The organism is Deltaproteobacteria bacterium, assembly GCA_016178705.1.
Taxonomy (GTDB): domain Bacteria; phylum Desulfobacterota; class Binatia; order HRBIN30; family JACQVA1; genus JACOST01.
On record JACOST010000009.1, the window covers coordinates 103,165 to 128,812 of the forward strand.

Genomic DNA, 25,648 nt, shown 5'->3' on the forward strand with positions numbered 1-25,648 from the left:
ACGCGCGGTGTGCGCGTGGAATCAAGGCACCGGCGAGGAAGAAGATGAAGCAGGCACGCGCCGCTTGGCGCGTGCCTGCGGAGGTCTTCCTCATGGTGGTGGCGGTGGCAACGTAATCGTGGTTGCCCCGCTCGATATCGTTCCGCCGCCAGCCGCCGGAACGGTGGCGGTGATCGATACCAGCTTGCCCGCGTTGCCGGTCAGGTACTTCACGCAGGTCAACGCATCTCCGGGCTGGGCGGTGATCGTCAGTGTTCCCACATCGCATGGCGGCGCCGCGCCCGTGATGCTCGGACTGGTTACCGACACGCTCCCGACCGCTGGCGGCATGACCTGCGCCGGGATCGTGAGGCTGAACGTCGTCGATACGCCGTTGAGTACCGCACCGGTGCTGGTGGTGACGAGCGCGCTGATGATGGTCGTCAACGTCCCGTCGCCGTTGTCTGTACTCAGACTAGTGGCCAAGCTGACCACGACGTTCGCCGCTCCTGGTGTATTCGTCGGCGTCCGCGTGATCGTTTGCGTGACCGTCGGGGTCTGGGTCACCGTGGAGGTTACAGTAGCGGTGACCGTCACCGTATTGGTCGGCGTCCCGGTGACTGTCGGCGTCAACGTCTTGGTCGGCGTTGGCGTCGGCCGCAGGTCGGGCAGCGTGAACTGCACCATCGCCGAAATGAACATACCGTCGGCCTTCTGGACTTGGGCCATGATCTTGATCGACTGACCCGCCAGGCTCTGTGCATACTTCACGCAAGCCAGTGCGTCACCGGGCTGCGCTGACACTGGGAAGCCAACGGAGCACGGCTGCGGGTTCGCCGCCAGCGTAAATCCGGTGAGGCCCGGACTGGTCACGCCCTCGCCGGCAACCGGGGTCACGACGCTGAACTGGACCGGAATCCCGTCGCCGACTAGCGCGCCGAATTGATCAGTGACCACGGCGCTGACCACCGTGGAGAACGTACCGTCGCCGTTGTTGCTGCCCTGGTTGTCCAGCAAATCGACCAGGATGTTTGCCGCACCTGGCGTCGCCGTCGGCGTCTTGGTCAGCGTGGCGGTGCGGGTTGGTGTCTGCGTGATCGTGGCCGTCTGGGTCACGGTGTTGGTCACCGTTGCCGTGATCGTCGCCGTGTTGGTTGGTGTGCCGGTGATGGTCGGCGTCAACGTCTTGGTTGGCGTAGCCGTTGGACGCAGGTCAGGCAGCACGATCACGCGGTCGCGCGTTGCGAAGGTACCGTCGGACTTCATCACGGCCGCATGCACCGTGATACTCGTACCCGCCAAGGCCTGTACGTACTTGATGCACGACAACGCGTCGCCAGGCTGCGATACGACGACGAAGCCCAGCGTACAGGGCGCCGCTTGGCCCGTCAGGCCTGGGCTGGTTACCGAGACGCCCGCGATCGGGGTCAAGATGCTGAACTGGACGGCGACGCCGTCCCCGATCGCTTGACCAGTTGAGGTCGTCACGAGCGCACTGATCGCGGTCGTAAACGTCCCGTCGCCGTTGTTGCTGGCGCGGTCCTCGACCAGATCCAACTGAATGAACTCGGCCCCCGGCGTTGGGGTGGCCGTGATCGTTGGCGTCGGCGAAATCGTCGGCGGCAACGTGTTGGTTACCGTCGGGGTCACCGTATCGGTTGGCGTGGGCTGTCCCTGGATATGGACCCCTGCCGATGTCGTGCGTCCGATCGCATCGGTCACGGTCACCGTGAAGTCACCGAGGGTGTTGCCGGCGGTGAAGACGAACGAGCCACCGGAAGTGGGAACACTGGCGACGCTGGCGCAACCGCCGCTGGCGAACACAGTGAATGGCGGAGCGCCACCGGTCACGACGAAGGTCTGCGTCGCACCGTTACACGCGGTGGGCGGCGCACCACTGCCGGCAAACAGGGTGCTCTGGTTCGGGATGATCGCCGGTGGCACTGGCGTCGGCGTCGCCGTCGGAAGTGCTGTATTCGTCGGCGTGATCGTCGGCGTCTGGGTCGGCAACGGCAGCAGCGACCCGTTGCTGGATATACTCGTACTGCCATTTCCTCCCGGAGCCGTGCCGCTCGATGGAGAGACAATCGAAACCGTCACCGACACCGGCTGTATGAACGTTCCCTGACCCGGTTGCGCATCTGCCACGGTGAAGAAGAAGTGGTTGATGCCGTCGACCGTGGCGCCGAATGTTTCGGTATCCGGCAGCACGAAGCTCGCGGGTCCGAGCAACGAGAGACCGGCGCTCACACTGATGTTGACGGTGGTGCCACCAACCAGCGGGTTGTTGTCGAGGTCGGCCATCCGAACTTCGAACGTCTGGGTACCGCCATCAGGGATACTGAACCCACCCGGCAGCATGCTCAGCTGTGTGTGTGCGGAGAAGGTCAACCGTCCGGTATCGAACACCAACGCATCGGCGCTGAACTGCCCGACCGGCTCCTGATCGACGTCCCAGATATTGTTGCCGTTCACGTCGATGAAATTCTCACCGGCGTCGCGAATGCCGTTGCCGTTCTCGTCGAAGAACGGCTCGGCCAGCGGCGTCACCGGTTCACCCGGATCCGCCACGCCGTTTCCGTTGAGATCTTCAAACTGCTTCTCGCCACGGGTATACGCGAGCAGCGTGACGATGCCGTCCGGCGGCGATTGGCCTTCGCTGAGTAGCGTTGCGCGGGCGCGGCCCTGCGCATCGGTCGGACTCACGTCGACCAGACTGGCGAAGTTACTCTGGAACGTTACCGCCGTTCCGGCTGGCACTGCGTTGCCAAAGCGGTCGTTGACGAACGCCGTGACGACGTCTTGCAGGCCGAAGGTGACGCGGCCGGCGATATTGAGGAACTGCGCGGAGAAGCTGAACCGATTGGCGGCAGGGATGCCTCCAATGATGTTCACTGGCGTCGATTGCGTCGTGATGGTCGGATTCGAAGCGACCGATGCAGTAACCCGGATGCTGGTCGCGCGATTGCCGCTGGTGAGCACCGTATGCACGAGGCCGGCGCTATCAGTGATCGCCTGGATCGGATCAAGGCTCGCTCCACCCAACGCGTTCGAGCCGGTCAATGCAAACTGCACCAGCACTCCACCGGCCGGCTGCGCCTGGCCCGTGGTGACACGGAAGGTGAGAGTCGACTGCTCGGGAAGACCCGAACCGCTGACGCCGATGCTGGCAGGGTCGACGCTGACGAACGAGATCGAGCGCGCCACCGGTGTACCAGTCGAAGTCACCGTCAACGTCGGGGTCGGCGTGTCCGTCGGGGTTCGAGTGATCGTCCCCGTATTCGTCGGCGGAGAGGTCGACGTAGCCGTACGGGTCTGTACTGGCGTGTTCGTGTTGATCGGAGTCGGCGTGGGCACGGCGAAGCTGATGCCGTTCACGGAAAGATTGACCGATCCGTTGCCGCCGGGAGCAACCGCGGTCACATCGGAGGTCACAGTCACGGCGACGGCGACGGCCTCATCAGTGAAGTTGCCCAACTGCGTGTCGGTAACAGAGAAGGTGAATTGATTGAGCCCCTCCTGCAGCTTGTCGGACGGATCGAGGGTCTCTCCATCTGGAATCGTGATCGGCGAGGTAACCCCCTGCAGGGCTAGGCTCCCGGTCAGCTGGATCGCGACTTTCGATCCGCCAACGATCGGATTGCCGTCCTTGTCGCGGACGATCACGCGGAAGCGGATGCTGCCGCCATCAGAAATCGAGAACGGGCCGGATACGAAATTGTCCGGCGTATCCTCGTGCAACACCTCGAGGACGGTGCGGGCCGAGAACGTCACTGGCACAACAGTCCAGATCAACGCATCGCCGTTCCACTCGCCAGGACCTTGCGTCGGATCCCAGACACCGTTCTGGTTGGTGTCGATAAAGGACTCGAACGGATTGTCGGGGTCGTACTGCCCGTTGCCATTCACATCGATGAACGGTTCCGCGATGTCCGTGAAGGGTTCTCCGACGTCGTACACGCCGTTTCCGTTGGTGTCGATGAAAGGTTCTTCCCCGCCCGTGACTACGAGCACACGGATCACACCGTCCGGCGGCAACGAGCCACCTTCGCTGACCAGGATGCCGGTAGCGCGGCCTTGCTCATCCGTCGATGTGACACTGATGACGCTGCTGCCGTTGGCGAAGAAGCTCACGCTGGTACCGACCGGGACCACGTTGCCAAAGCGGTCGTTGAGGAAGACGGTGATCTGGTCTTCGAGACCAAGCGTGACGCGGCCCGCGATATTCAGGAACTTCGCGGCGGCGCTCATGCGGTTGAAGGTCGGTGGGGCGCCGACGATCTTCACTTGCGTTGATTGCGTAGTGACTCCAGGACTACCCACCACTGAAGCGGTCACCCGCACCGACACGGCGCGTTGACCGCTGGTGAGCACGGTCTGCACTTGACCTGAGTCGTTCGAGACCGCTTGCGCCGGCGAAACGCTTTCACCGCCCAACGAGGTCAGGTTGAATTGTACCGCGACGCCGGGAATGGGGTGCGCTTGTGCATCCGTGACCTTGAACGTCAGCGTCGATTGCGCCGCCAGCCCGGAGCCTTGTACGCCGATGACGGCTGGCTCAGCGCTGACAAAGATGAGTGCGCGCGGCGGCGGGGTAACGGTTGGCGTTGCCGTCAACGTATTGGTCGGCGTTGCGCTCGGTGTCGATGTCGCGCTCGGTGTTGGCGTCAGTGTCGGCGTCGGCGTGACGGTTGGAGTCGGCGTGGGTACTGCCGTCGCCACGGCTTCCAGCACACCGTTAGCGGTGAGGAAGACATCCTCATTGCCTCCCGGAGCGGCGCTGGTGACCGGGGACACGATGTTCACGTTCACGGTGAGCGCCTGCGGTGCGGTTCGTTTGCCCGGGTTGTTGTCGACCACTTGGAAGTCGAACTGGTTGAGATTGTGGATGAGCGCGTTGAAAGACTCCCCATCGGGAAGGATGGTCGACGGCTGAATACCGACGAGCCTCGCATCTGTGCCGACGATTGAAATATTGATGCTGGATCCACCAACCAGTGGGTTGTGCGTGAAGTCCCCCACCAGCAGCGAGAAGGCTTGGCTTCCACCGTCGGCGATGGAGAAAGACGTCGGCGTGAGCACGGCGTCCGTGCGGGCAGAAAATGTCACGTCAATGTCCGCGAAGATCAGCGCATCACTCTGCCACACACCCGGACTCTGAGCTGCGTCCCAGACGCCGTTGTCATTCACGTCGATGAACATCTCGAAGCGATTATCGTCGTACTGGCCGTTGCCGTTGCTGTCGGTGAACGGTTCCCCGCTGTCGTAGCGGCCGTTGCCATTCGTGTCGGTAAACTGTTCCGGCGCGTCAAAGCGGCCGTTGCCATTGAAATCGATGAACGGTTCGGGGACGTCGGTAAACGGTTCCCCGAGATCGTACACACCGTTGCCGTTAGTATCGACGAACGGCTCCTCGCCGCGGGTCACGGCCAGGGTGGTGACAATCCCGGTCGGCGGAATGCCCTCGATCTTCCCTTCGGAGATCAGGGTGCCTTCCGCGCGGCCCGTGCTGTTGGTCGGAAGCACGCTCCCGACGCTGGCCCCGTTGGTGTAGAAATTCACCGCGGTACCCGGCGGCACCGGGTTGCCGAAGCGGTCATTGAGGAAGGCGAAGATTTGATCGTCGTAACCGAACTTCACGCGGCCCGCGACGTTGAGGAACTGCGCGGCCAAGCTAAAGCGGTTGAACGTCGGCGGCGCGCCCATGACACTCACTGCATCCGACTGTGTGACCAGATCGATTGATCCATTGTTGTCGCGGTCTACGGACGCGGTGACGCGGATCGGTGCGGCGCGGGTGCCGCTGATGACCGAGGTTTGCGCGATACCCGAGCCGTCGGTGGTGGCCTCGATCTCCGTGAGGGTCTCGCCACCGAGGTGGGTGATGCTGAAATGCACCGACACACCGCTGAGCGGCGTGCCCTGGCTATCGATGACCTTGAAGGCGACCACCGATTGCTGCGGGAAACCGGAATCCTTTACGCCAATGGTGTCGGGCGACGCACCCACGAACGTCACGCTCTGCGGCGTTCCAGCGGGGCCGACTGGCCCGGTCTGATTCACGATGCTGAGGATCTTGATCGGACCAAGCCCATTCGGGATACCACCACCGAAGGCTTCGATGGTTGCACTGCCCGCCGGCGTCCCAGCTGGAATCGTCAACGGAACACTCGCGAGTCCGTCGCGGTCGGTGAGCGCCAACGCGCCGTCTTCAAAATCACCGACCGTCGACAAGAAACGGATGCGGACGTTGCGAACCGGCGCTCCGCTGGTATCGAACGCTTCGGCCGTGATCTGCACGGTCGCCGACTGATCCTCGGTGACCACTACCCGGCTCGGCCGCGGCGACAAACTCAGATTCGCAACGACACCCGGTAGCGTCAATGTCTCGGTTGTTTCCACGCCGCGCGACTCGGCACGCAGCCGGATATTGGCGCCGGCCATGTTTGCGGGGAATTTCAAGCACGTGATGGCATCGCCCGGTTCGATCGTGACGGGCCGTCCAGTTTGCGGAACGAACTGGGCGACGTCGCAGGGCGGCGGGTCGTTCGTGGCCGAGAAGCCCTGGATGCCAAGGCGCCGCGCCGGATCGGTCGGATCGCTGGGATCGGTGACGACTTCAAAGAAAGCGGGGGTACCGTCCTCGACGATGTTTCCTTGTTCATCGGTGATGATCGCCGACAGTGTGGTCAGTCGCGAGCCATCATTGAGATCAACGGATACGTCGTTGATGACTAAGCTCACGCGCCCAGAGGTGCCGGCTGTAACGGTTACCAAGGGTTTGGATGCGGCGATGCACTGCAACCCGGCGTTGACCGGCGCCTGACAATCCTCGGTTCCGACTCCGAGCAGGGTTGGAACTTCGGCCCGTATCGTAACCGTGCCCAGGCCATGACCGGCGCGCAACTGGAGCTGCGCATTGCCGGCACCATCGGCGGGCTGCGTCAACGTGCCGTCGTTGTTCGGGACGAGCCCCGCGCCCGTGGCGCTGGGTTGGACGATACTGAAGGTGACCTTGACGTCCTTCTTGTCGGGCCCGTCAGCGATGTTCTTCAAGCGTTGGCCGTTGTTGTCAAACACGGTCGCGGAGACGTTGGACAGCTCGGGACCACCGGTGCCCCGCGCGCGCACGCGACTAGGGCTGGCGCCGAGCGTGATGCTCGTGGGCTCACCAGGTTTACCACCTTGCCCGAGGCCGATACCGACGCCGCGTCCCGGCACTACGAAAATCTCGGCGGTACCGGTGACTCCACCTGCCCGCGCGGAAATGTCGTAGGGCAAAATCAGTCCCCCCGTCGTCACCTTCACCGCGGCGCCGGCGGGAACGTTGAGGGTCGCGCGCGCGACGCCGCCCTGGCTGCCAACGGTCTTCGTCGAGTCAGTCAGTGGGATTACTTCACCGATAGTGGTGAGGAACAGCACGTTGACGTCGTTGATCGGAACGTTGTCCGCATCAAAGACCGTCGCCGTAAGGGCGGCTTGGCCGCCGCTCTCGGTGCCAATGCTATTGGTGCTGATCTGCAGCAACAGCGTCGCCGCCGGCTTCGGGCTGGTGCCCGACAGAATACTGAAGGTCACGTGACCTGAAATGTTCGCGGCCGTCGCGGTGACGGTCACCGTGCCGGGGGCGGCGACACTGGGATCGTAGGTGATCGTGGTCTGAGCGACGCCGACCTGCCCATCAACCGTACTCGTTACCGCCGTGGGCGGCCGCAGGACTCCCTGCTTGGGTTCGAAGTCGAACAGAATCTCGACGTTGTTGACCGGCGAGTTGTCCGCGTCAAAGGCGATGGCGGTGATGGTGATCGAACCGCCGGTCGCCGCGCTGATCGAGAACGGCTCGGTTTCCATCACGATCGTGCGCACCAACGCCGCCGGCAGCGGCGTGCGCGTCGGCTGGCCAGGCAGTTCGGTTGGCGTCGGTTGCCCTGGAATCGGCGCTGCCGGGGACACGCGCACGTTGATGAATACGTGTAACCCTTCTTCGGGCACCTCTATCGCGAGGCTCGACAATCCGAGCGATACACCGAAAATCGAGCCGCGAGCCTGGCCGTTCTGGTCGGTGATGTTGTTCAGGAAGGTGACCCCGAGGGCCGGGCCACCATCGGCGGCAACCGCAGCACCGGGCAAAGGATGCCCGTGTGTATCGCGTACCGTGACCACGAACGCAGTGGAGTCGCCGGCAGTCAGGGCGACGGTACCGACCGTCAGCGTGAGTCGGCCGGTCGAATCGGTGACTTGGTTGCGCCGGTCCGACGGAGTCGGATCTCCACCTCCACCGCCACCGCCGCCACCACCGCCACCGCCACAGGCGGTGACAAACGTGACCAGCAGCGCGAGCGCTACGGCCTGGACCATCCGTTGAATCATCGGCTGCTCCTCGCGACCTCGACCGCCCGCCCGCGTCTCCATTTACTGCCCGCCCCCCGTGCTCGGGCAATGATCAAAGTCCTCAAAGGTCACCGTCATGCTGGTGTTGACCGTGAAGCGTGCGTTGCGTGAGTCGATACCCGAGAACGTGATCGGAATGTTGAACGTGCCGGTACTGACGGTCGCCTTGGTCTCGAAATCGAACAGAAGAAACGAGACCTGCGTCTCGCTGTGCTGGCATACCCCGAGGCCACAGTCACCATCGAGCGCACACTGTTGGCTCGGGTTACCCCCGCAGCGCCCGCCGATGACGAGCGACGACACGTGGCGTGTCACTGGCGCCGCCCCGGCAACCTGATTGTTGATCGAAATCGTATCGAGCACGATATCAGCCCCTTCGCGGTTGACGAAAACAGCCACGGCATGCGTTTCTTCGATTGGCTCGCCGAGGCCGCTCGGACAGACGTGCGATGCCACGTCGACTTCGGCACTGGTCTGATTGACTGAGTCGAACTGACTGTTGAGGGGGGCGGCAAAGTTCTGAAACTGCAAGACCAGCGAATCACCGGCACTGCCACCGCAGCCGAACACGAGCGCCGCCGTCAGAATGGTTGCTGCTATTGTGTACACCCACCTCATGAGCCCCTCCGCTGAGTTTCCCGCCTCACCGCGCCACACATTGGGCGATTTCGGCGGCCCCGAGTTGGTCAAACAGAGTGCGACCGATTTCGCTGATGCAGACGAATTTGATCTTGCCACCCGACATTTTCTTGTCGCCCTCGATCGCCAACGCGAGGTGTCGTCCCACTACCTCGCGCGGAATTTCCACTGGCAACCCCGCCCGCTTGAGCACCCTCACCACCCGCGTGACCGTCTCTTCCGAACAATGCCCTCGTACCTTCGACAATCGAGCAGCAAACGCCATGCCGATAGCTATCGCCTCTCCATGCAAGTATCGCTTATATTCGGTTAGACTCTCGATCGCATGGCCTAGCGTATGTCCAAAATTGAGGATGGCGCGCACGCCCCTCTCCCGTTCATCCTCCCCGACCACCAGCGCCTTGAGTGTGCAACTGACACGAATAATCTCGCGCAGCACCGTTGAATCCAACGCGAGAATTCGCGCCAGGTCACTCTCCAGCAGCGCGAAAAGATCGGGCGAAAGAATCACGCCGTACTTGATGACCTCCGCGAGCCCGGCGATGAACTCTCGCCGTGGTAACGAGTGCAGAGTTTCCGTGTCGATCAGAACCAATCGCGGTTGGTAGAATGCGCCGACGAGGTTTTTGCCCTGCGGATGGTTCACGCCCGTCTTGCCACCGACGCTCGAGTCGACCTGCGCCAGCAACGTCGTCGGGATCTGAACGTACGGCACACCGCGCAAGAAGGTCGCGGCGGCAAACCCAGTTAGATCGCCGATCACTCCACCACCGAGAGCCACAACCGCCGAGTTGCGATCCAGTCGCGCTTCGAGCAGTCGATCATACAAAAAGGTGAGCCAGGCGAAATTCTTGTGCTCTTCGCCGGCGGGGATCTCGATGATGGTGGCCGCAAACCCGGCCGCAGTCAGCCCCCCGACGACAGCGTCCGCATAGAGTTGGCGAACGATCGGATTGGTGACAATGGCCACCGTGCGACTGACCTGCATGGCCCGCAGCCGCTCGCCTAGGCTGGCCAATACCTCGACGCCGATAACGATCGGGTACGATCGTTCGTGGAGGTCGACAGTGACGGTGGTGTTCGTCACGTATGAGCCCGCCTCACTCGGTTGGTTGCCCGTCGCGGTCACGCTCACTCCATCCCGACAAATCCATCGCACTGACGCCGTCTTCGATCCGCCATCGTCGGACCACTGTTTCCGCAGAGTCCATGAATCCCATTCGAATTCCGTTGGCCATTGGCAAGACCTGTTCTTACTGCACGCCCGCCTCACCGCGGTGCTGCCACAGGTCCTCGCTGGACGGCAGCCCCGGATGAGCGCCACCCAACACACGGGGGGTCAGAAAGACCAGCAAGTCCTCGCGGCGATCGGTCTTTGTGGTGTTGCGGAACAACCAGCCGAGTCCCGGAATGTCAGCTAAGAACGGCATGGAGCGCCCCGCATCGTTGCGCTGATCGCGGTAGATGCCACCGAGAACGACCGTTTGGCCGTCCTTGATGAGCACGTGCGAGTTCGCCTCACGGCTGATCTCCGTCGGGATCTGGTCCACGGTACGCGTGAAGTCGGCTTGACTCGATTTGGCGAACATGTCGAGCAGGACGAAACCATCGGACGACACCTGGGGCGTCACCACCAGGGTGATGCCGGTCTCGATTTTTTCCGTCGCAGTACTTTGCCCACCGGCGGCACCTCCGGCGCCCGTGTTGATCACCGTACCGGTGCCTGGCAACTTCACCCGGATGATGGTGAGACTCTTGATGGTCGCCGGTACGTTATTGAGCGTCACCACCCGGGGCCGCGAGACGATCTTGGCCTTGCCAAGATCTTCGAGCGCGGTGATGCGCGCATCGATCGCGTAGGCTCCGTTGAGAGATCCCAACAGCAACCCGAGCGAGCCGGCCGAGCCCGGTCCAAAGTTCCCGCCGGCAGGGAAATCGGCAACGAGCGGAATTCCCAACGCGGCGCCTCCGGGCCCGCCTCCGCCCGCGACGATGGTACCGGGGAAATTGGCGCCGGTGGTGGTTCCAGTCTGCGGCCCAATCGAAGCCTTGTAGCCCCATTGCACCCCGAGTGAGCGCGCGAAGTCCGACGTCGCCTCGACGATGCTGGACTCGATGAGGATTTGCGGGGTCTGAACGTCCAGTTGGCGCACCAACTCGCGCGCGTTGTCGATACCGCGCTGCACATCGCGAACGATCAACGTGTTGGTGAATTCGTCGACCACCACGCTACCACGGTTGGTGAGGATGCCCGTGCCGGACTCGACCGAGCGCGCGTTTCCGGAGCGGTTGGTGCCGCCGACAATATCCCCCAACTTCACCGCTTTGGCGTAGTTGATATGAATGTACTCGACGCGCAGCGGTTCCACCGCGCGCAACGCTTCCTGCGCCCTGCGCAGATCTTCGCGGTCGGTGCGCAACCGGTTCACAGTGGAGATCCTCATCACGTTGCCTTCTTGCACGCTCTCGAGCGACAGCACGCTCAACACGATGTCGAGCGCCTGATCCCACGGCACATCAAAGAGCCGCAAGGTCACTTTGCCCTTCACATCTTCAGTGGCCACGATGTTCAGCTTGCTGACTTCTGCGAGTAGCCGGATCACGTTGTGGACATCGGCGTCCTTGAGATCCAGCGACACGTGCGGGCCAGTGTAGCTGCGGGGCTGGGTGAGTCGTTCGAGCGGGTCACTCGATCCAGACGGTGCTTCAGCATCCGCGACCCGCATCGCGGGAGGCTTGGAAGCCGGCTTCGGAACGGTGTGCGGCTCATTGACCGAGGCGGCCGCGACTTCAGCTGCGCGCTGACTGAAGACAACCTGTTCGCGTACGGGCTCGGCATTGCCTTGTGGCTCGCCGAGGAAGGCGATCACGGTGTCGTTGAGATCGTTGACCGTATAAGCGGGCACGGATTTACCGCGCAGCTCAATGGTGAGTCGCAGGTTCCCTTCATGTTGGGCGAGGCGAATTTGTTCCACCAGCGCATCGGTCACTGGAAATCGCTGCGCGTCGGTGACCGTACCGGCCGCGCCGACGATGTCGATCACCACGCGTGGGGGATTTTCGAGGGCGAAGTGATTGAGGGTACCGGGTGGCCGACTGAGCTTGGCGAAAACCCCTCGCTGGCCGTTGTCCTCGATCACCTTGATTTCGCGCACGGCGATCCCGATCGGTGCGACTGCTCCTGCGGCGGGTGCGGGCGGGATGGCCTCGCTCAACACCTCACCGGGATGAGCGGCTGTCGTTGCTTCTGAGGTTTGGATCGTTTCGATGACCGGGGAGCGCGCGCACCCGGCCGCGAGCGCGCACAGCCACCCTGCCAAGACAACGTGTATTGAGCGTCTGCCTCGCATCATGGTCACTCCCGCCCCGTAGGCTTGTTTCCCTTGTCGCTCGGCAGCTCCATCACCACCTCCGCGACCTGCTCTTGGCCGTAGAAATCAATCACGCGCTCGTCGACCACCAGACGGTCCGGTTCGATGGCTTTCACCACTCCGCTGCGCCGGCCAATGGGCGTACCAACGGTCACGATGTAGCCCATCCCGATACTGTCCTCGACCATGGCGCGCGGCGGACTGATCTCCCACAGAATGCCAACCACAGTCAGCTGGCCGATATCGTATCGCTGCAACGGCGTCTGCGGCTCACTAGTCTTGCCGGTCTCACGCAAGTCGAGAATGAATGGCCTGAAGGGGTCCCGCAGGGCGGCAAGATCGAGCGCGCCCGGTGTCGGCACTGGGCGCGGGGCAAATTTCGCTTCCTCCATCACCTCAGGCGGCGGGGCTTGCGCGGCTACGATCCGCGTCAGACTGAGCGTTACAACGGTCGCTGCAACCCAGCGCATCATCACTTGGCCTTTTTCTCGCGTTCTTTCGCGATGCGCTCACGTTCGGCTTCATCGAGAAAACGGAACGTCGTGGCGGTGCAGAAGGTGTCGAGAATCACTTGATCGCGTTCGATTTTCGCCGGCGTCTTCATGACGATGCTAGACATGTTGACGATGCGCGTGAGGCGGCTGACCTGGTCAAAGAAGGACGCGATCTGGCGGTAGCCTCCCTTCACCGCGATCTCCACGGGCACTTCGGCATAAAAGTCGATCGGCTGTTCTTCCTTCTGGCGGAACTGCATGATTTCGAGACCGGCTTCCCGACCGACCGAGGATATATTGCTGAGCAGATCGGGGATTTCCTTGGTATCAGGCAACTGCTGCACGGCCTGCTTGAGCGCCGCGTTGAGGTCAGCGACCGTTTTGCGCGCAACGACCAGATTCGCCGCGAGCGCGGCCTTGCGGTTACGCTCCTTGGTCATCTCTTCGAGTTGGGTTTCCTTCGAGGCGATTTCGTCCGCGCGCGGCCAGTAGAACCACCACGCGTAGACCAAGAAGAGCAGCCCCACGGCACCAACCAAGAGTAATACCCGCTGGCGCGCGGGCAGTTCAAAAATCTGCGCGAGGAGCTGGTTCATGGTTGCTTCCCGGGCGCAGAGGGTGCACTCCCCGGTGCTGCCGCGTTGGCGGGCGCCTCGGGCTTGCCCGCCCGACCGAAGTAGTCGATGCCGGTCTTGATGATGAACTTCTTGAACCCGGACGCCGAGGGGTCTGCCCCAGCCGACGGTTGGCTCTGGCTCGCCTCGACCAAGTCAACATTGACGAAGTATGGCGACTGGCCGAGTTGGCGCAGGAACAAGGCGACCGTCTGGTTGTCGAGCGCCATTCCGGTCAGTTGCGCGACACCCTTCGACTCGTTGAATTCTACGAGCCATAACTTCTCGGGCGATGAGGCGCTCAGGCCTTCTAGGACGTGGAGTGGGCCGACGCGCTTTTGGTTGAGATCATCGATCACCTTGAGCTTGGCCAGCAGTTCGTTCTTCTTTTTGTCGAGGTCTTTCGCCTCACGCGTCTGCTCGCTGAGTTGCTGCAGTTCCTTATGGATTCCGTCGATCTCCTCATCGAGGTGCGTAAGTCGGCGGCCCTGTAGAACGTACGGAACGACCATGATGAGCAGAGCGACACTGAAGCTGAGCAACGCCAGGGAGGTTTGCTGGCGCTCCCCCAGCGCCCGCTGAGTTTCCTTCAGCGGCAGGAGGTTGACGTGGATCATTTGTCGTCCGGCCGCCGCACCGCGAGGCCCATCGCCACGGCAAAGTCGGGTCCCTGCTGGCGCAGGCCGCTAGCTTCGAGCGTGGAACTGAGCGTCACGCGCGCCAACGGATCAGCCACAGCCACCGGCACTTCAATGCGCTGACTGAGGCGGTCGCCAAGCTCAGGCATGCGCGCAGCGCCGCCGCTGAGATACACTTCGTTGATCGTTTCGTCAGTCGCCGCAGTCCAGAAGAAACTGAGGGCGTGATGGATCTCATCAATAAGGGTGTCCGCGGCGGGCCCCATCGCAACCGCGACCTGTTCCGCATCGACGCCGGCAACCGTTTCGCCCGCCTTGAGACGCTCGGCGACGTCGACTTCGACGCCGAGATCACGTACGAGCGCGTCGGTGATGTCGCGACCGCCCACGGGCACGTCGCCCGTGAAGGTGGACCGCCCGTTGCGAAGGATGTTGATCGACGAGTAACGCGCCCCGACGTTCACCAACGCAATCACCTGATTCGGCGGCGGCTCATAGTTGAGCTCGAACATATTCTCCAACGCGAAATAGTCGACATCCACGACGACGGGCATCAGGCCTGCCGCCCGCACCGTCTCGGCGTAGCTACTCACGATGTCCTTCTTGGCGGCCACCAATAGGACATCCATCCGCTTGCCCTCTTCGATGTAGTCCGTGATTTGGTAGTCGAGATTCACGTTCTCGAGGTCTTCGGGGATGAAGTTGCCGGCCTCGAAGAGAATGGTGTTCTCAAGTTCTTGGGCCGTCTGACTCGGGAGGGTGACGCGCTTGATGATGACGGCGGGACCGGGTATGGCGGTGATCGCCTTACGACTGCGTATCCCTTTGCTTTCCAATAGCGCGCGTAAAACTTCGGCGACCGCAGCGGGGTCGCTCACCATATTGTTCTGAATGCCCGAACTCGGCATCGGGAGCGAACCCGCCGCCAGTACTCGCAGGCTACCCCCGCCAGAGCGGACTTCGACGATCTTGATCGCGCTCGATCCGATGTCGACGCTGACGTACTGCTCGTCCCCCTTGAGCGGATTGAGGTCAGATAGGGAGACGGTAAATAAGCGGCTTATCCGCTTTTTCCAGTCTGCGCTACCAGCCATGGTCCCCCCTCAATCCTAACAGCCCGCACAGTATCCCCTGTGCGACAACGAAGTTTTGCCGTTGCCGCCGGGAGTATTGATCAGGCCCGTCCGCCTTGTCAACAATTAGTTCTCCCCCCACATCGCATGGCGACAACCATTCGTGATCGACTGACGGGGGTGAGTGCCAGATTCACGCCACTACGATTTCGACCACGAACACACGCCAGGGGTGCAAGCAGCCGCCGCGCCGACGGCAAAGTTGAACGCAGAGTGCACGAATTCCGACGCTCGCAGAGTGTAGCAGCGACTCACACCGACAGTGGCTGCGCGCGGAACCCGAGCGCTGCAACGTAGATCTCCGCCGAGCCCGAACGAGTCGCCTCAGGACGCGTCACCTTCACTGACCCGAACCGTTCGCGCAACCGACGCAATCGAGTGGCCGTTTCAGCACCTTGAAAAAGCTTCATCAGCAACCGCCCACCCGGGCACAGAAGCGACTCCGCCGCCCCCATTGCCACATCCCCCAACTCGGCAGCGCGCGCCGCATCGGTTGCGCGCACTCCACTCAGCTTCGGGGCCAGGTCGCTGAGCACAGCGTCAACGCGATCAGCGCAATGCCGCCGCACGGCGTCCAGTGTCGCAATTTCACGCACGTCGCCCACCACACACACAACCGGGGGCGACAACGAATCGATCGGCTTCAAGTCGACGCCGACAACCACGCCACGCGGCCCCACTCGCTCGGCGGCCACCTGCAGCCATCCACCCGGCCACGCGCCGAGATCGACGACATGGTCACCCGAGTGCAGGAGGTGAAAACGCTGATCAAGTTCGATCAACTTGTACGCGGCTCGCGACCGATATCCCGCCGCCTTGGCGCGTGCGTAGAAGGCATCCTTGCGCTGATACACGAGAGCGACGCTACCAGCAGCACGAGTCGCGATTCAAGCTTCGGCCAACGCTGGCGCGCTTGATCCTTCGCGCGCCGAGGCCTCTTGAACCCTCTTCGACGACTGGTAGAGTGCGCCGCCACCATGAACTTGGACTCACTCAATCCTCCGCAGCGGGAAGCGGTGCTGCATGTCGAAGGCCCTTTGCTAATCCTCGCCGGTGCGGGCAGTGGCAAGACTCGCGTGCTGACGCATCGCTTTGCGTATCTCGTGGCGGCAACGGGAGTTCGTCCCGACGAGATCTGCGCGGTGACTTTCACCAACAAGGCCGCCGGCGAGATGCGCGAGCGGGTCCAGCAACTCCTCGCCGGCGCGGCCGTGCCGTGGATGGCCACCTTCCATTCGCTCTGCGCCCGGCTGCTGCGCCGCCACGCCGAGCGGCTGGGTCTGCCCCGCGACTTCGCCATCTACGATGATACGGACCAACGCACGCTCATGCGCCGCGTCTTCGTCGAGCTGAATCTCAGCGAACAACTGTTCCCGCCGGCTCGCGTGCTGCACCTGATTGACCGAGCCAAGAACAACGATGTGCGCGCCGACGAGCTCCTCGATCGCGCGACCGACACCTACAACGAGCGCATCGCCAGAGCGTATCAGCGCTACCAGGAACTGCTGACCGCCAACGCCGCGCTCGACTTCAACGATCTGCTGTTGCGCACGCTCGACTTGTTGCGCGCCCACGGCGACCTCCGCGAGTCTTACCAGCGCCGCTTTCGCTACCTCATGGTCGACGAATTCCAGGACACCAACCAAACGCAGTACGCGTTACTCCGCCTGCTCGGCGCCGCGCACGGCAACGTGTGTGTGGTTGGCGACGACGACCAATCGATCTACGGCTGGCGCGGTGCCGATCTGCGCAACATCCTCGATTTCGAGCGCGACTTTCCAACCGCTCAGATCATCCGCCTGGAACAGAACTACCGCTCGACGCAGACGATCCTCGATGCCGCCGGCGCGGTGATCGCCCACAATCGCGGCCGCAAGGGGAAGACGTTGTGGACCGAGAACGGTACAGGCGCTGCAGTTACGCTCTTCACCGCGTACGATGAACGCAGCGAAGCCCGCTTCGTCTGCGAACAGATCGAACAGCTGCACACAGACGGCGGCCGGCTCGGCGACGTCGCGGTGTTCTACCGCACCAACGCACAGTCGCGCGCGATCGAAGATGAGTTGGCGCATGCGCAACTGCCCTACAGCATCGTCGGCGGCATGAAGTTTTACGAACGTAAGGAGGTCAAAGATCTGCTCGCCTATCTTCGCGTGATCGCCAACCCACTCGATTCGATCAGTCTGTTGCGTATCATCAACACGCCCTCGCGCGGCATCGGCAGCACTACCATCGACACGCTCGAGGTGACCGCCCGGACCGTGGGCCGACCGTTGTGGGATGTCGTGCGCGATACCAGCGCGGCGAAGCTCGGCACCGGAGCGGCAGCGCGCGTGGCCGCCTTCGGCGCCCTCATCGAACCGCTGCAAAGCGCCGACCGCGCCGCGGTGACCCCGCTCTTGCGCCGCGTCATCGACGAGAGCGGCTACCTCGATCGCCTCGACCTAGAAGGTACGCCCGAGGCCGAATCACGCGCCGACAACGTCCGCGAGCTACTCACCGTGACCGAAGACTTCGACGCGCGCGCACCCGAGCCAGGTCTCACCGCATTCCTCGAACAAATGGCTCTCGTCACCGACCTCGATGGCCTCGATACGGCCACCGATCGGGTCACCCTTATGACCCTCCACAACTCCAAGGGGCTAGAATACCCGATAGTCTTGATCATCGGTGCCGAGGAGGGATTGTTTCCGCATGAGCGCTCGCTCGAAACTCCCGAGGCCATCGAAGAGGAACGCCGCCTCTGTTACGTCGGCATGACCCGCGCACGTCAGCGGCTCTACGTTACTCACGCGCGACAGCGACACGTCTTCGGCCGTACCCAGGAAAACCTGCCCTCCCGCTTCCTCGCGGAGATTCCCGAGCGCCTGCTCGACCGGCGCAGCGACACATTCACTCCGACGCGCGACGATCATGACGAGCCGAGAATCGACTACTCGTATTCCCAACTCGACCGGCCCGTCCACACCCCGCAGCGACCGCAGCTGCCTCGTCCGCCGCGTGACACCAACGGTCTCCGGTTGGGCGCGCGCGTGCGTCACAAGGACTTCGGTGATGGAACGATCCGTTGGCTCGAAGGTAGCGGCGACCAGTGCAAGGTGACGGTGCTATTCGATCGCGGCGGCAGCCGGAAGCTGATCCAGCGCTTCGCGCAACTTGAAAAGCTGTCGTGACGAGGACGCGTCAGCGCGTGCCGATCGTACTGTCGTCGGTGTGGTCACGATGCCCGAACATTGGCGCCAAACTCGGCTGCGACACCAAGCGATGGAACGGGCGAAAAACCAGCCACTCGAGGGCGAACCCCGCGGGGTTCAACAGGTACGCCACTACTCGCAGCGGATGCGATTGCGAGTCGTCGTAGTCGTCGGTTGCCGGCGCCGGGCGGAGCTCCGCACGAGCGGCAGTCGCGCTACCAGTCAGGACCAACGCGGTGAGCAGAATCACAACTAGTCGCTTCATCGCAATCTCCCTTCGCGTTCGTACTCTAACAAGCCTTCCGCGCGCTGACAACTCCGATTTCCCATCCGATGTAACTCAATTGCCGGCCGGCGCTCCCGCCAGCGCCCCGGTGAGAGAAGTAGTTCTGCATCGCACAGCGAGTGCACGGCCCCACCAAATGAATCGCCGCCGCGGGAATGCCGGCTTGCAACAACAGCTGGCGATTCGCGCTGCGCAGGTCGAGCATGCCCTTTGCCCCATGGCTAGACCACGCCTCGGCCGGCAGGGTCTCACATCGCGCGACGAGCTGTTCGCCGATCTCGCGGTCCACTTCATAGCAACACCCACCGATCGCCGGGCCCAGGGCAGCCGCCAATTCAGCCGGTGCGATTTCCCACTGCCGACGGAGTAGTTCCACCGCGCGAGTGACGATCCCCGCCAGCGTACCACGCCAACCCGCGTGTACGGCAGCCGCGATGCGTCGCGCTGGCGCCACCAAGAGAATTGGGACACAGTCGGCAGTCAACACGCTCAGCAACGCCCCGGGCGTGGCCGTGACCATGGCGTCGGCCCGACCGACAACGTCCGTTGGCGCTTGCACAACCACGACCCGGTCGCCGTGCTCTTGTTCCATTGACACCAACCGGCTTCCGCGCGCGAGCAGCGCCTCGACGCGGCGGCGGTTCTCGACCACCGCAGCAGGGTCATCACCCGTGCGCTGGGACAGGTTCAGGCTGGCAAAGTCGCCGCGGCTCACACCTCCGTGGCGGCCGAGAAACCCGTGCGTCAGTCCGGGAATACCTCGCCAGCTATCAACCCGCAGGACCGGCAGATCACTCATCGGATGAGACACCGAAGTAGTCGCGCAACGCCTGACGGGTACTGGGGAACGCCAGCTCGCCCCACGGAATCTCGCTTCGCGCGAAGGTTCGGACTTCGAGCGCCTCATCCCCCACACTGGGCACGCCCGCAACGATGTCGGCGACGTACACGACCACCACCACGGGATGGCCGGGATACGAGTAGACATTGAGCAGGCGCCGCACCTGCACCACGACGTTGACTTCTTCGTGCGCTTCGCGCGCCGCAGCGGCTTCCAATTCTTCACCGCGATCGAGGAAGCCGCCGGGAAACACCCACTGGCCGTAGCTCGGCTCGATTGCGCGGCGCAGCAAGACAACTTTGCCGTCGACTGTGCAGATCACGCAGGCAGCGACCTTCGGATCGGGATAGTGAACGTAAGCGCAGCACTCGCACACCAGCCGCAGTGGCTCGACGGCCTTGAGCTGACGCGGCGCCAAGGCGCCGCCGCAGCGCACACAGTAGCGCTCACAGTCTGCAGCAGGATGGTCGGCACCGTCAGCCATCGCAGCGGCCGCGCCACGTGTCAACGCGGTTGCGGCGTCGCTTGTGGGATCGGATCGCCCTTCGCATCGCTGCGCTGCGCGCCGTGGCGGCGGATCGTCGCAATCGTGTCAGGGTTCACCCACGGTACCCCGTACACACACGGCTTCGCCTGCCCCTCTTCGTCGATCTGCTCGTAGCTTGGGAATCCCGCCCGCGAGAAATTCGTCACCATGCGCTTCGCCATCACCCTACCTCGCAACTGCTGACTGAATACTGAGGCGGCGCGCGGCTTCGGCTGGTGGGTACGGCGAGTCGTAGAATCCCACTTTGTACGTCGTAGAATCTTGCTCAGAAAGATCGGCCGCGCTGGTTTCGACGATCACCTTGCTAAGCTGAGCCGATTCCTCGTGCGGTAACTCAGCAGCTCGTACTGGCCGCTCCCACGACAACCAACGTTGCGGTCCGACGTCGAGCTTGAAGACCAGCTCGGCGAGCGGCGCCTCGTGCGCCGGAGTCCCTCCTGGCGCAATCCACTCCGCGCCTCGCCGACGCACAAACCAAACCTTCGCCATCCGTCGCATCCCTGACAAACTCTTCGCGCGAATGCAATGTACCTTCAGCCATCTCATAGCAAGCGCCGCACGATCTGAAACACCCTCGCGAACATCGGCCGCGTCAACCGGCCCGTCAGCGTGTTCTGCTGACTCGGATGATACGACGTCACCAACTTCACGTCGCCAAGATCGCACACCGTCGCGTGGCCGAACGCCGGCCGAGGACGCGGCACCGTCTGACCGTTGGCGAGTCGTGCCGCCAAGTACGCATCCATCCCGATGCGGCCAAGGGCTACCACAATTTCGATCCGCGGCAGCAGACGCATTTCGCGCACCAGAAACTCCCGGCAGCGTTGGATCTCATCACGCGTTGGCTTGTTGTCCGGCGGAGCACAACGCACTGCAGCCGTAATGTAAGCGTCGGTGAGCTGCAACCCATCATCTCGGCTCACCGACAAACCTTGATTGGCGAAACCGGCCTGCTGCAGGGCCGCGAACAACCAGTCGCCGCTGCGATCACCGGTGAACATCCGGCCGGTACGATTCCCGCCGTGCGCCGCCGGCGCGAGCCCGACCAGCAGTACACGAGCGTTCGGATCGCCGAACCCTGGCAGCGGCTTGCCCCAATACGCACAGTCGCGAAACTGGCGTCGCTTCTCGATCGCCACCCGTTCACGGTGCACAACCAAGCGCGGGCAATCGCGGCAGGCAACCACTTCGCTATGCAGCGCGACCAGCGCCTGTGGCTCCCGAGCCATCGCCAGTGCTCACGACGTGTGTGTCGTGTGGCGACTGCCACACGACGGTGCGGATCAATGCGTCGTCAACGGACCGCCGGGGTTCACCTCAAGGATTTGGGTCAGCGCCTCGCTGGCCGGAGCCAGGACGCGATCGACGGTTTCACTGAGCAGGTGCTCGATGTCCGACAGGTCGTCGATCGTCAGCGCCGTCATGTCTTGGTGCATGCCATGCAGCGCCCAAATCGCGATGCGCAGGCGGCTGCGGACATCATCCAGCATGCGGACTACTTCTTGAGAATCGATCGAAACCGTATCCTCGTGCTCGTCAGCCATCGTCCTCCTCCGGGCAACGGAGCCCTGGTCAGTGTGCCCGCGCGCCTTGTTGGTTGCAAGTGCAATCCGGGCGGTGAGAACCGTCGCTCAGCCCTCAGTCGCCCAACGTATCCCAGTGAACATCCCAGAAGCCCGGCACTGGCGGGGCAACTTCGAGGTGGCCGCCGAAGCACTCAAAGCTGGGACGATGGATGAGGCGATCATTCAGCAAGCGTACGAATTCCGCCAGCGATTGATCCCCGGGCGCACCCACATCCACTCGCTTGCGGGCCCCGCACTTCTTACATGTGATATCGACGTGCATCAGCGCTGGCGCTTCGGCCGTGGCGTGGGCGAGGGTGCCGGTGCAGGCGTCTCGATGGGAGTGTCGACAGCGCCACTCGCCAGCGCGGGCCGGCTGTTGGCTTGTGCCAGCAGCGCCTGCCGTACCTTGTCGACGAGCCGTTGCTCGGCTTGCACGCGGCGTTCGAGCTGGCGGAACTCGTCCACGGTGAGGTGGTATGGCTCGATCGCCTGTTCGATCTGCAGATCGTGATCCAACTGCATGGCGCTGTACACACCAATGAACGTCCGCAGTTCACTGTCGCTCACCTTCGAGAGCTCAGGCTCATCGGTTTCCTCGGCTGAGGGGCGCAGCTCGATGACCGTGAGCCCAGCGACGGCGACAAGAGACAGCACGAGAAGCGAGCGCATGAAACGCATGAGGCGAGTAGTTTAGACGAGCGCCGGGCGAAGTCTACCGCGCCGGCTCATCCTGAGTGTCGGCCATCGCGCTGTCAAGGTGAAGCGACAAGCAAGTTGGGGCGACAAGATTGAAGCGACGGATACCGGCGATCGCTGGATCGGATCATTGGTCAAAAAGGTGCTCCCAAACCTTGTTGCCAGCTCCCGGCTGTGTTACGAGCCCGCGTACATGCTCGTGGGCCAGACCGGGGGCGGGTTCGACGACGCGACTCGCAAGCATGGCGGTTGCATAGATCATTGATTCGGTCGTCTGTGGGCGCCTACGCTCTTTCCCACCCAGACGACCGAATTGGGAGGGAGGAACCCATGCGGCAGCATACGGATGGAGCAGCACTTCGGCACTGGGCTGGGGTGACATTGCTCCTCGCCGCGACATGGCAACTGGCCGGTTGCGCATCGTCCCAACGGGCGGTCGATGGCCTCAGCCCATTCTCATGGGGCGATTCCTCTTCGACTGAACCCATATCTCGTCCGCGTTACAGCATCGCCGATCCGCAACTCTACGGTCCGCCGATCAGTGCCGCACCCAAGGGAGCGGGCGATCAGTTCGAGTTCTCCAACCCCCGCGTCGATAGCTTTGTGAATACGTTTCAGACTCGCCAGCGCGGCTTCTACCAAGGCGCGCTGGACCGTAGTGGTCGCTACATGCCGAAGATGCAGCGCGTCCTGCGCGACCAGAATCTACCGAGCGCGCTCGCGTACCTGCCGATCATCGAGAGCGGGTTCCGTACCCACGCGGTGTCGCGCGCGGGCGCGGTCGGACCGTGGCAATTTATCCTCGCGACAGGTCGCCGTTATGGTTTGCGTATTGATAGCTATGTCGATGAGCGGCGCGATCCAGTGAAATCGACGCACGCAGCCGCCCGCTACTTCAAGGATCTTTACGCCCAGTTCGGTGACTGGCATCTCTCGCTTGCTGCTTACAATACCGGCGAGATGAACATCGCGCGCATCCTCGAACGCGGGCGGGCCGACGACTACTGGGAAATGAGCGCGCGTGGCTACCTGCCGTCGGAAACGTGCGACTTTGTCCCCCAGTTTCTGGCGGCGGTGCAGATTGCGCACGCCCCAGAGGTCTACGGCTTCGATGCACCACAGGACGAAGAGCTGCACTACGACTTGGTGCGCGTGAATCATTCGGTGTCGTTGAAGACGGTGGCCAAATTCAGCAACGCGTCCGTCAACGAGATCACGGAACTCAACCCTGCCCTGCATCGCGGCGTCACGCCGCCACAGGGCTACACGGTGCGCGTGCCGAAGGGAACCAAGGGGATCGTCGAAGTGGCGCTGGCGCGCATGCGTTACGACGCCGCCCAGGTCGTACCAGCGCGTACGGTTGCTGCGCGCACTGGAGTGGCTCGCACGCACAAGCTGCGCAAAGGAGATACCCTGACAGCGGTGGCCAAGCAGCACGGCGTGAGCGTGACGTCGTTGCAGAAAGCAAACGGAATCCGCGACGCCCGTCGCGTGGCCGCGGGCCGCGTGCTGCGCATTCCGGGTTCGTCCCCGTCCCCCAAAGCCAAAGTGGTCGCGGCGAAGAAGCCGGTTCGAATCGCGTCGCGCAAGACCCGCTAGCTTACGGTGGGCGCGCCCTGCGCGACGGCCAGAGCCGCGCGTGAGCGCTCGCGCCGACCGCGTCCGATCGCCAGCGCCACAACGAAGAGCGCGCTGGCGACGAGGATGATCATGGCGCCGGCAGCGACGTTCAAGACATACGAAAGACACAGGCCGCTGAGCGCCGATCCGATTGCGCTCAGCACCGACACGGCCAGCATGGCGCGATAGCGCCGCGCCACCTGCACCCCGATCGCGGCCGGAATCACGAGCAACGCTTCGACCAGGATGATCCCCACCACGCGCATCGCCGCCACCACCGCGAGCGCGAGACAGGTGAGGAGGAGGTACTGCAACGCATCGACGGGCAAGCCGTTCGCCCGCGCCACTTCCTCATCGAAAGCCACGAACAGCAACGGCTTGAACAACGCCCCGATCACCGTCAACACCGCCAGCGTCGCACCCAGTAGCAGCCACAGATCGCGCGGCGCCACCGCCAGAATGTTTCCAAACAGATAACCGAACAGATCCACCTGATAGTCGCGCGACAGGCTGATCAACGCGACGCCCAGCGCCATCACCGACGAAAACAAAATCCCGATCGCCGTGTCTTCATGCAATCGCCCGCGGCGGCTCACCCAGCCGATCGCCCACGCCACCAGCGTGCACACCACCGCCGCCAACATGAACGGATCGAGCCCGGTCAGCACGCCGATGGCCACCCCGCCGAACGCCGAGTGCGAGATCCCGACACCGATGAACGACAGCCGCCGCAGGACGACGAAGAACGCCAGCACGCCGCACAACAGACCGACGAGCACGCCGGCGACCAGCGCGCGCTGCATGAACCCGTAGCTGAGCATCTCCGCGACCGCCGCCATCATTCGGACCTTCGAGACGTTGGCGACTCGTGCGCGTGCCCTTCGCGCGCCTCGTCGGAAAGAAAATCGAACTCGCAGCGATACGCCTCACGGAGTTGATGGCTCTGCAACACGGTCTGCGGATTGCCGTGGATGTGTCCGGTGCCGTTGATGCACAGCAGCTCGTCGGCATGGACACCCAACGCCAGCAGGTCGTGTGATACGGCGATCACGGTCAGATTCAATTCGCGGCGCAATCGCTGCAACAGATTGTACAGCTCGTGCTGCGCCGGCAGATCGAGACCGGTGGTCGCTTCGTCGAGCAGCAGCAGTCGCGCATCGGCGCTGAGAGCGCGCGCGAGGAACGCCCGTTGCTGCTCGCCTCCCGACAGCTCGCCGATGAGCCGATCGGCTTGACCCGCCAAGCCCACGAGACGAATCGCCGTGTCGACCTTTTCCCAATCGAGCCGCTGACTGAACCGCAGCAAGCCGCGCGACGCCGCACGGCCCATCATCACCACATCGCGCACCGACACCGGGAAGCGCGGATCGAAGTCGCGGCGTTGCGGCACGTAACCGATCTGATGCGCCCGCGCGCCGAGCTGGCGTGGCGCGCGACCCAACACGCGCACCGTGCCGCGCGTCGGCTCCAGCAAGCCGAGGATGGCCCGCAGCAGCGTGGTCTTGCCGGCGCCGTTCGGGCCAATGATGCCGAGCAGATGTCCGGCCGCTAGCGAGAAGGAGACGTTCCACAGTACGGGGCGCCCATCGATGCTGACCGCCACGTCGTGAAGTTCGACTACGGATTCAGTCAAGGAC

Annotated in this window: 20 protein-coding genes; 2 read left to right on the forward strand and 18 right to left on the reverse strand. The window is 63.2% G+C overall.

The annotated features are described in order from the left end of the window. Window positions 1–90 precede the first annotated feature (90 nt). The 9 genes from HYR72_04705 to HYR72_04745 all read right to left on the reverse strand — a co-directional run bounded on the left by HYR72_04705 (window position 91) and on the right by HYR72_04745 (window position 16,113). Window positions 91–8,349, reverse strand: a complete 8,259-nt coding sequence (locus HYR72_04705) for an Ig-like domain-containing protein (protein ID MBI1814253.1) — start codon at window positions 8,347–8,349, stop codon at window positions 91–93. 42 nt (window positions 8,350–8,391) lie between these two features. Beyond that, on the reverse strand, window positions 8,392–8,988 hold the full coding sequence (locus HYR72_04710; GenBank protein ID MBI1814254.1) for a hypothetical protein: 597 nt from the start codon (window positions 8,986–8,988) through the stop codon (window positions 8,392–8,394). A gap of 25 nt (window positions 8,989–9,013) precedes the next feature. Beyond that, complete coding sequence (locus tag HYR72_04715) at window positions 9,014–10,096, reverse strand: 3-dehydroquinate synthase (GenBank protein ID MBI1814255.1); 1,083 nt, start codon at window positions 10,094–10,096, stop codon at window positions 9,014–9,016. A 166-nt stretch (window positions 10,097–10,262) separates the two neighbouring features. Further along, entirely contained in the window at window positions 10,263–12,224 is a 1,962-nt protein-coding gene (gene pilQ / locus HYR72_04720) for a type IV pilus secretin PilQ (protein MBI1814256.1), read from the reverse strand. Window positions 12,225–12,364: 140 nt separating this feature from the next. Further along, window positions 12,365–12,853, reverse strand: a complete 489-nt coding sequence (locus HYR72_04725) for a pilus assembly protein PilP (GenBank protein ID MBI1814257.1) — start codon at window positions 12,851–12,853, stop codon at window positions 12,365–12,367. Then, window positions 12,853–13,470, reverse strand: coding sequence for a type 4a pilus biogenesis protein PilO (gene pilO, locus HYR72_04730; protein MBI1814258.1), 618 nt, complete (start codon window positions 13,468–13,470; stop codon window positions 12,853–12,855). The genes HYR72_04725 and pilO overlap by 1 nt, the downstream gene beginning before the upstream one ends. Further along, window positions 13,467–14,105 carry a PilN domain-containing protein gene (locus HYR72_04735; protein MBI1814259.1) on the reverse strand — a complete coding sequence of 213 codons (639 nt, stop codon included), beginning with the start codon at window positions 14,103–14,105 and terminating at the stop codon, window positions 13,467–13,469. The genes pilO and HYR72_04735 overlap by 4 nt, the downstream gene beginning before the upstream one ends. Next, on the reverse strand, window positions 14,102–15,220 hold the full coding sequence (gene pilM, locus HYR72_04740; GenBank protein MBI1814260.1) for a type IV pilus assembly protein PilM: 1,119 nt from the start codon (window positions 15,218–15,220) through the stop codon (window positions 14,102–14,104). The genes HYR72_04735 and pilM overlap by 4 nt, the downstream gene beginning before the upstream one ends. 290 nt (window positions 15,221–15,510) lie before the next feature. After that, the gene (locus HYR72_04745) at window positions 15,511–16,113 is read right to left on the reverse strand and encodes an RlmE family RNA methyltransferase (protein MBI1814261.1); all 603 of its coding nucleotides are present in this window, start codon (window positions 16,111–16,113) and stop codon (window positions 15,511–15,513) included. Window positions 16,114–16,236: 123 nt separating this feature from the next. Between HYR72_04745 and HYR72_04750 the strand changes: the two genes are divergently transcribed. Continuing rightward, a complete protein-coding gene (locus HYR72_04750; GenBank protein MBI1814262.1) occupies window positions 16,237–18,432 on the forward strand; it encodes a UvrD-helicase domain-containing protein in 2,196 nt (731 codons plus the stop codon). Between the two features lie 10 nt (window positions 18,433–18,442). On the opposite strand, the gene HYR72_04755 is transcribed toward HYR72_04750, so the two are convergent. The 7 genes from HYR72_04755 to HYR72_04785 all read right to left on the reverse strand — a co-directional run bounded on the left by HYR72_04755 (window position 18,443) and on the right by HYR72_04785 (window position 22,364). After that, window positions 18,443–18,718, reverse strand: coding sequence for a hypothetical protein (locus HYR72_04755; GenBank protein MBI1814263.1), 276 nt, complete (start codon window positions 18,716–18,718; stop codon window positions 18,443–18,445). A gap of 25 nt (window positions 18,719–18,743) precedes the next feature. Next, window positions 18,744–19,538: a peptidoglycan editing factor PgeF gene (gene pgeF / locus HYR72_04760; protein MBI1814264.1), complete on the reverse strand. Its 795-nt coding sequence runs from the start codon at window positions 19,536–19,538 to the stop codon at window positions 18,744–18,746. Further along, the gene (locus HYR72_04765) at window positions 19,531–20,064 is read right to left on the reverse strand and encodes an NUDIX hydrolase (GenBank protein MBI1814265.1); all 534 of its coding nucleotides are present in this window, start codon (window positions 20,062–20,064) and stop codon (window positions 19,531–19,533) included. Before HYR72_04765 ends, pgeF begins: the two co-directional genes overlap by 8 nt. A gap of 20 nt (window positions 20,065–20,084) precedes the next feature. Beyond that, complete coding sequence (locus tag HYR72_04770) at window positions 20,085–20,288, reverse strand: hypothetical protein (protein ID MBI1814266.1); 204 nt, start codon at window positions 20,286–20,288, stop codon at window positions 20,085–20,087. Window positions 20,289–20,669: 381 nt separating this feature from the next. Then, window positions 20,670–21,356 carry a uracil-DNA glycosylase gene (locus tag HYR72_04775; protein MBI1814267.1) on the reverse strand — a complete coding sequence of 229 codons (687 nt, stop codon included), beginning with the start codon at window positions 21,354–21,356 and terminating at the stop codon, window positions 20,670–20,672. 54 nt (window positions 21,357–21,410) lie between these two features. Next, on the reverse strand, window positions 21,411–21,671 hold the full coding sequence (locus HYR72_04780; protein ID MBI1814268.1) for a hypothetical protein: 261 nt from the start codon (window positions 21,669–21,671) through the stop codon (window positions 21,411–21,413). 303 nt (window positions 21,672–21,974) lie between these two features. Further along, window positions 21,975–22,364 carry a hypothetical protein gene (locus HYR72_04785; GenBank protein ID MBI1814269.1) on the reverse strand — a complete coding sequence of 130 codons (390 nt, stop codon included), beginning with the start codon at window positions 22,362–22,364 and terminating at the stop codon, window positions 21,975–21,977. A 357-nt stretch (window positions 22,365–22,721) separates the two neighbouring features. On the opposite strand from HYR72_04785, the gene HYR72_04790 reads away from it, so the two are divergent. After that, complete coding sequence (locus HYR72_04790; GenBank protein ID MBI1814270.1) at window positions 22,722–23,990, forward strand: transglycosylase SLT domain-containing protein; 1,269 nt, start codon at window positions 22,722–22,724, stop codon at window positions 23,988–23,990. On the opposite strand, the gene HYR72_04795 is transcribed toward HYR72_04790, so the two are convergent. After that, on the reverse strand, window positions 23,987–24,832 hold the full coding sequence (locus HYR72_04795; GenBank protein MBI1814271.1) for a metal ABC transporter permease: 846 nt from the start codon (window positions 24,830–24,832) through the stop codon (window positions 23,987–23,989). The genes HYR72_04790 and HYR72_04795 overlap by 4 nt on opposite strands. Before the next feature lie 17 nt (window positions 24,833–24,849). Then, window positions 24,850–25,644, reverse strand: a complete 795-nt coding sequence (locus HYR72_04800; GenBank protein ID MBI1814272.1) for an ABC transporter ATP-binding protein — start codon at window positions 25,642–25,644, stop codon at window positions 24,850–24,852. Window positions 25,645–25,648 lie beyond the last annotated feature (4 nt).

What these genes read in the sequence shown, in the direction of transcription:
- HYR72_04780 (MBI1814268.1), bottom strand. Translation starts at nt 21,671, where the DNA reads ATGGCTGACGAGCACGAGGATACGGTTTCGATCGATTCTCAAGAAGTA.
- HYR72_04775 (MBI1814267.1), bottom strand. Translation starts at nt 21,356, where the DNA reads ATGGCTCGGGAGCCACAGGCGCTGGTCGCGCTGCATAGCGAAGTGGTT.
- HYR72_04735 (MBI1814259.1), bottom strand. Translation starts at nt 14,105, where the DNA reads ATGATCCACGTCAACCTCCTGCCGCTGAAGGAAACTCAGCGGGCGCTG.
- HYR72_04705 (MBI1814253.1), bottom strand. Translation starts at nt 8,349, where the DNA reads ATGATTCAACGGATGGTCCAGGCCGTAGCGCTCGCGCTGCTGGTCACG.
- pgeF (MBI1814264.1), bottom strand. Translation starts at nt 19,538, where the DNA reads ATGAGTGATCTGCCGGTCCTGCGGGTTGATAGCTGGCGAGGTATTCCC.
- HYR72_04750 (MBI1814262.1), top strand. Translation starts at nt 16,237, where the DNA reads ATGAACTTGGACTCACTCAATCCTCCGCAGCGGGAAGCGGTGCTGCAT.
- HYR72_04755 (MBI1814263.1), bottom strand. Translation starts at nt 18,718, where the DNA reads ATGAAGCGACTAGTTGTGATTCTGCTCACCGCGTTGGTCCTGACTGGT.
- HYR72_04790 (MBI1814270.1), top strand. Translation starts at nt 22,722, where the DNA reads ATGCGGCAGCATACGGATGGAGCAGCACTTCGGCACTGGGCTGGGGTG.
- HYR72_04795 (MBI1814271.1), bottom strand. Translation starts at nt 24,832, where the DNA reads ATGCTCAGCTACGGGTTCATGCAGCGCGCGCTGGTCGCCGGCGTGCTC.
- HYR72_04770 (MBI1814266.1), bottom strand. Translation starts at nt 20,288, where the DNA reads ATGGCGAAGCGCATGGTGACGAATTTCTCGCGGGCGGGATTCCCAAGC.
- pilO (MBI1814258.1), bottom strand. Translation starts at nt 13,470, where the DNA reads ATGAACCAGCTCCTCGCGCAGATTTTTGAACTGCCCGCGCGCCAGCGG.
- HYR72_04765 (MBI1814265.1), bottom strand. Translation starts at nt 20,064, where the DNA reads ATGGCTGACGGTGCCGACCATCCTGCTGCAGACTGTGAGCGCTACTGT.
- HYR72_04725 (MBI1814257.1), bottom strand. Translation starts at nt 12,853, where the DNA reads ATGATGCGCTGGGTTGCAGCGACCGTTGTAACGCTCAGTCTGACGCGG.
- pilM (MBI1814260.1), bottom strand. Translation starts at nt 15,220, where the DNA reads ATGGCTGGTAGCGCAGACTGGAAAAAGCGGATAAGCCGCTTATTTACC.
- HYR72_04785 (MBI1814269.1), bottom strand. Translation starts at nt 22,364, where the DNA reads ATGCGCTCGCTTCTCGTGCTGTCTCTTGTCGCCGTCGCTGGGCTCACG.
- HYR72_04710 (MBI1814254.1), bottom strand. Translation starts at nt 8,988, where the DNA reads ATGAGGTGGGTGTACACAATAGCAGCAACCATTCTGACGGCGGCGCTC.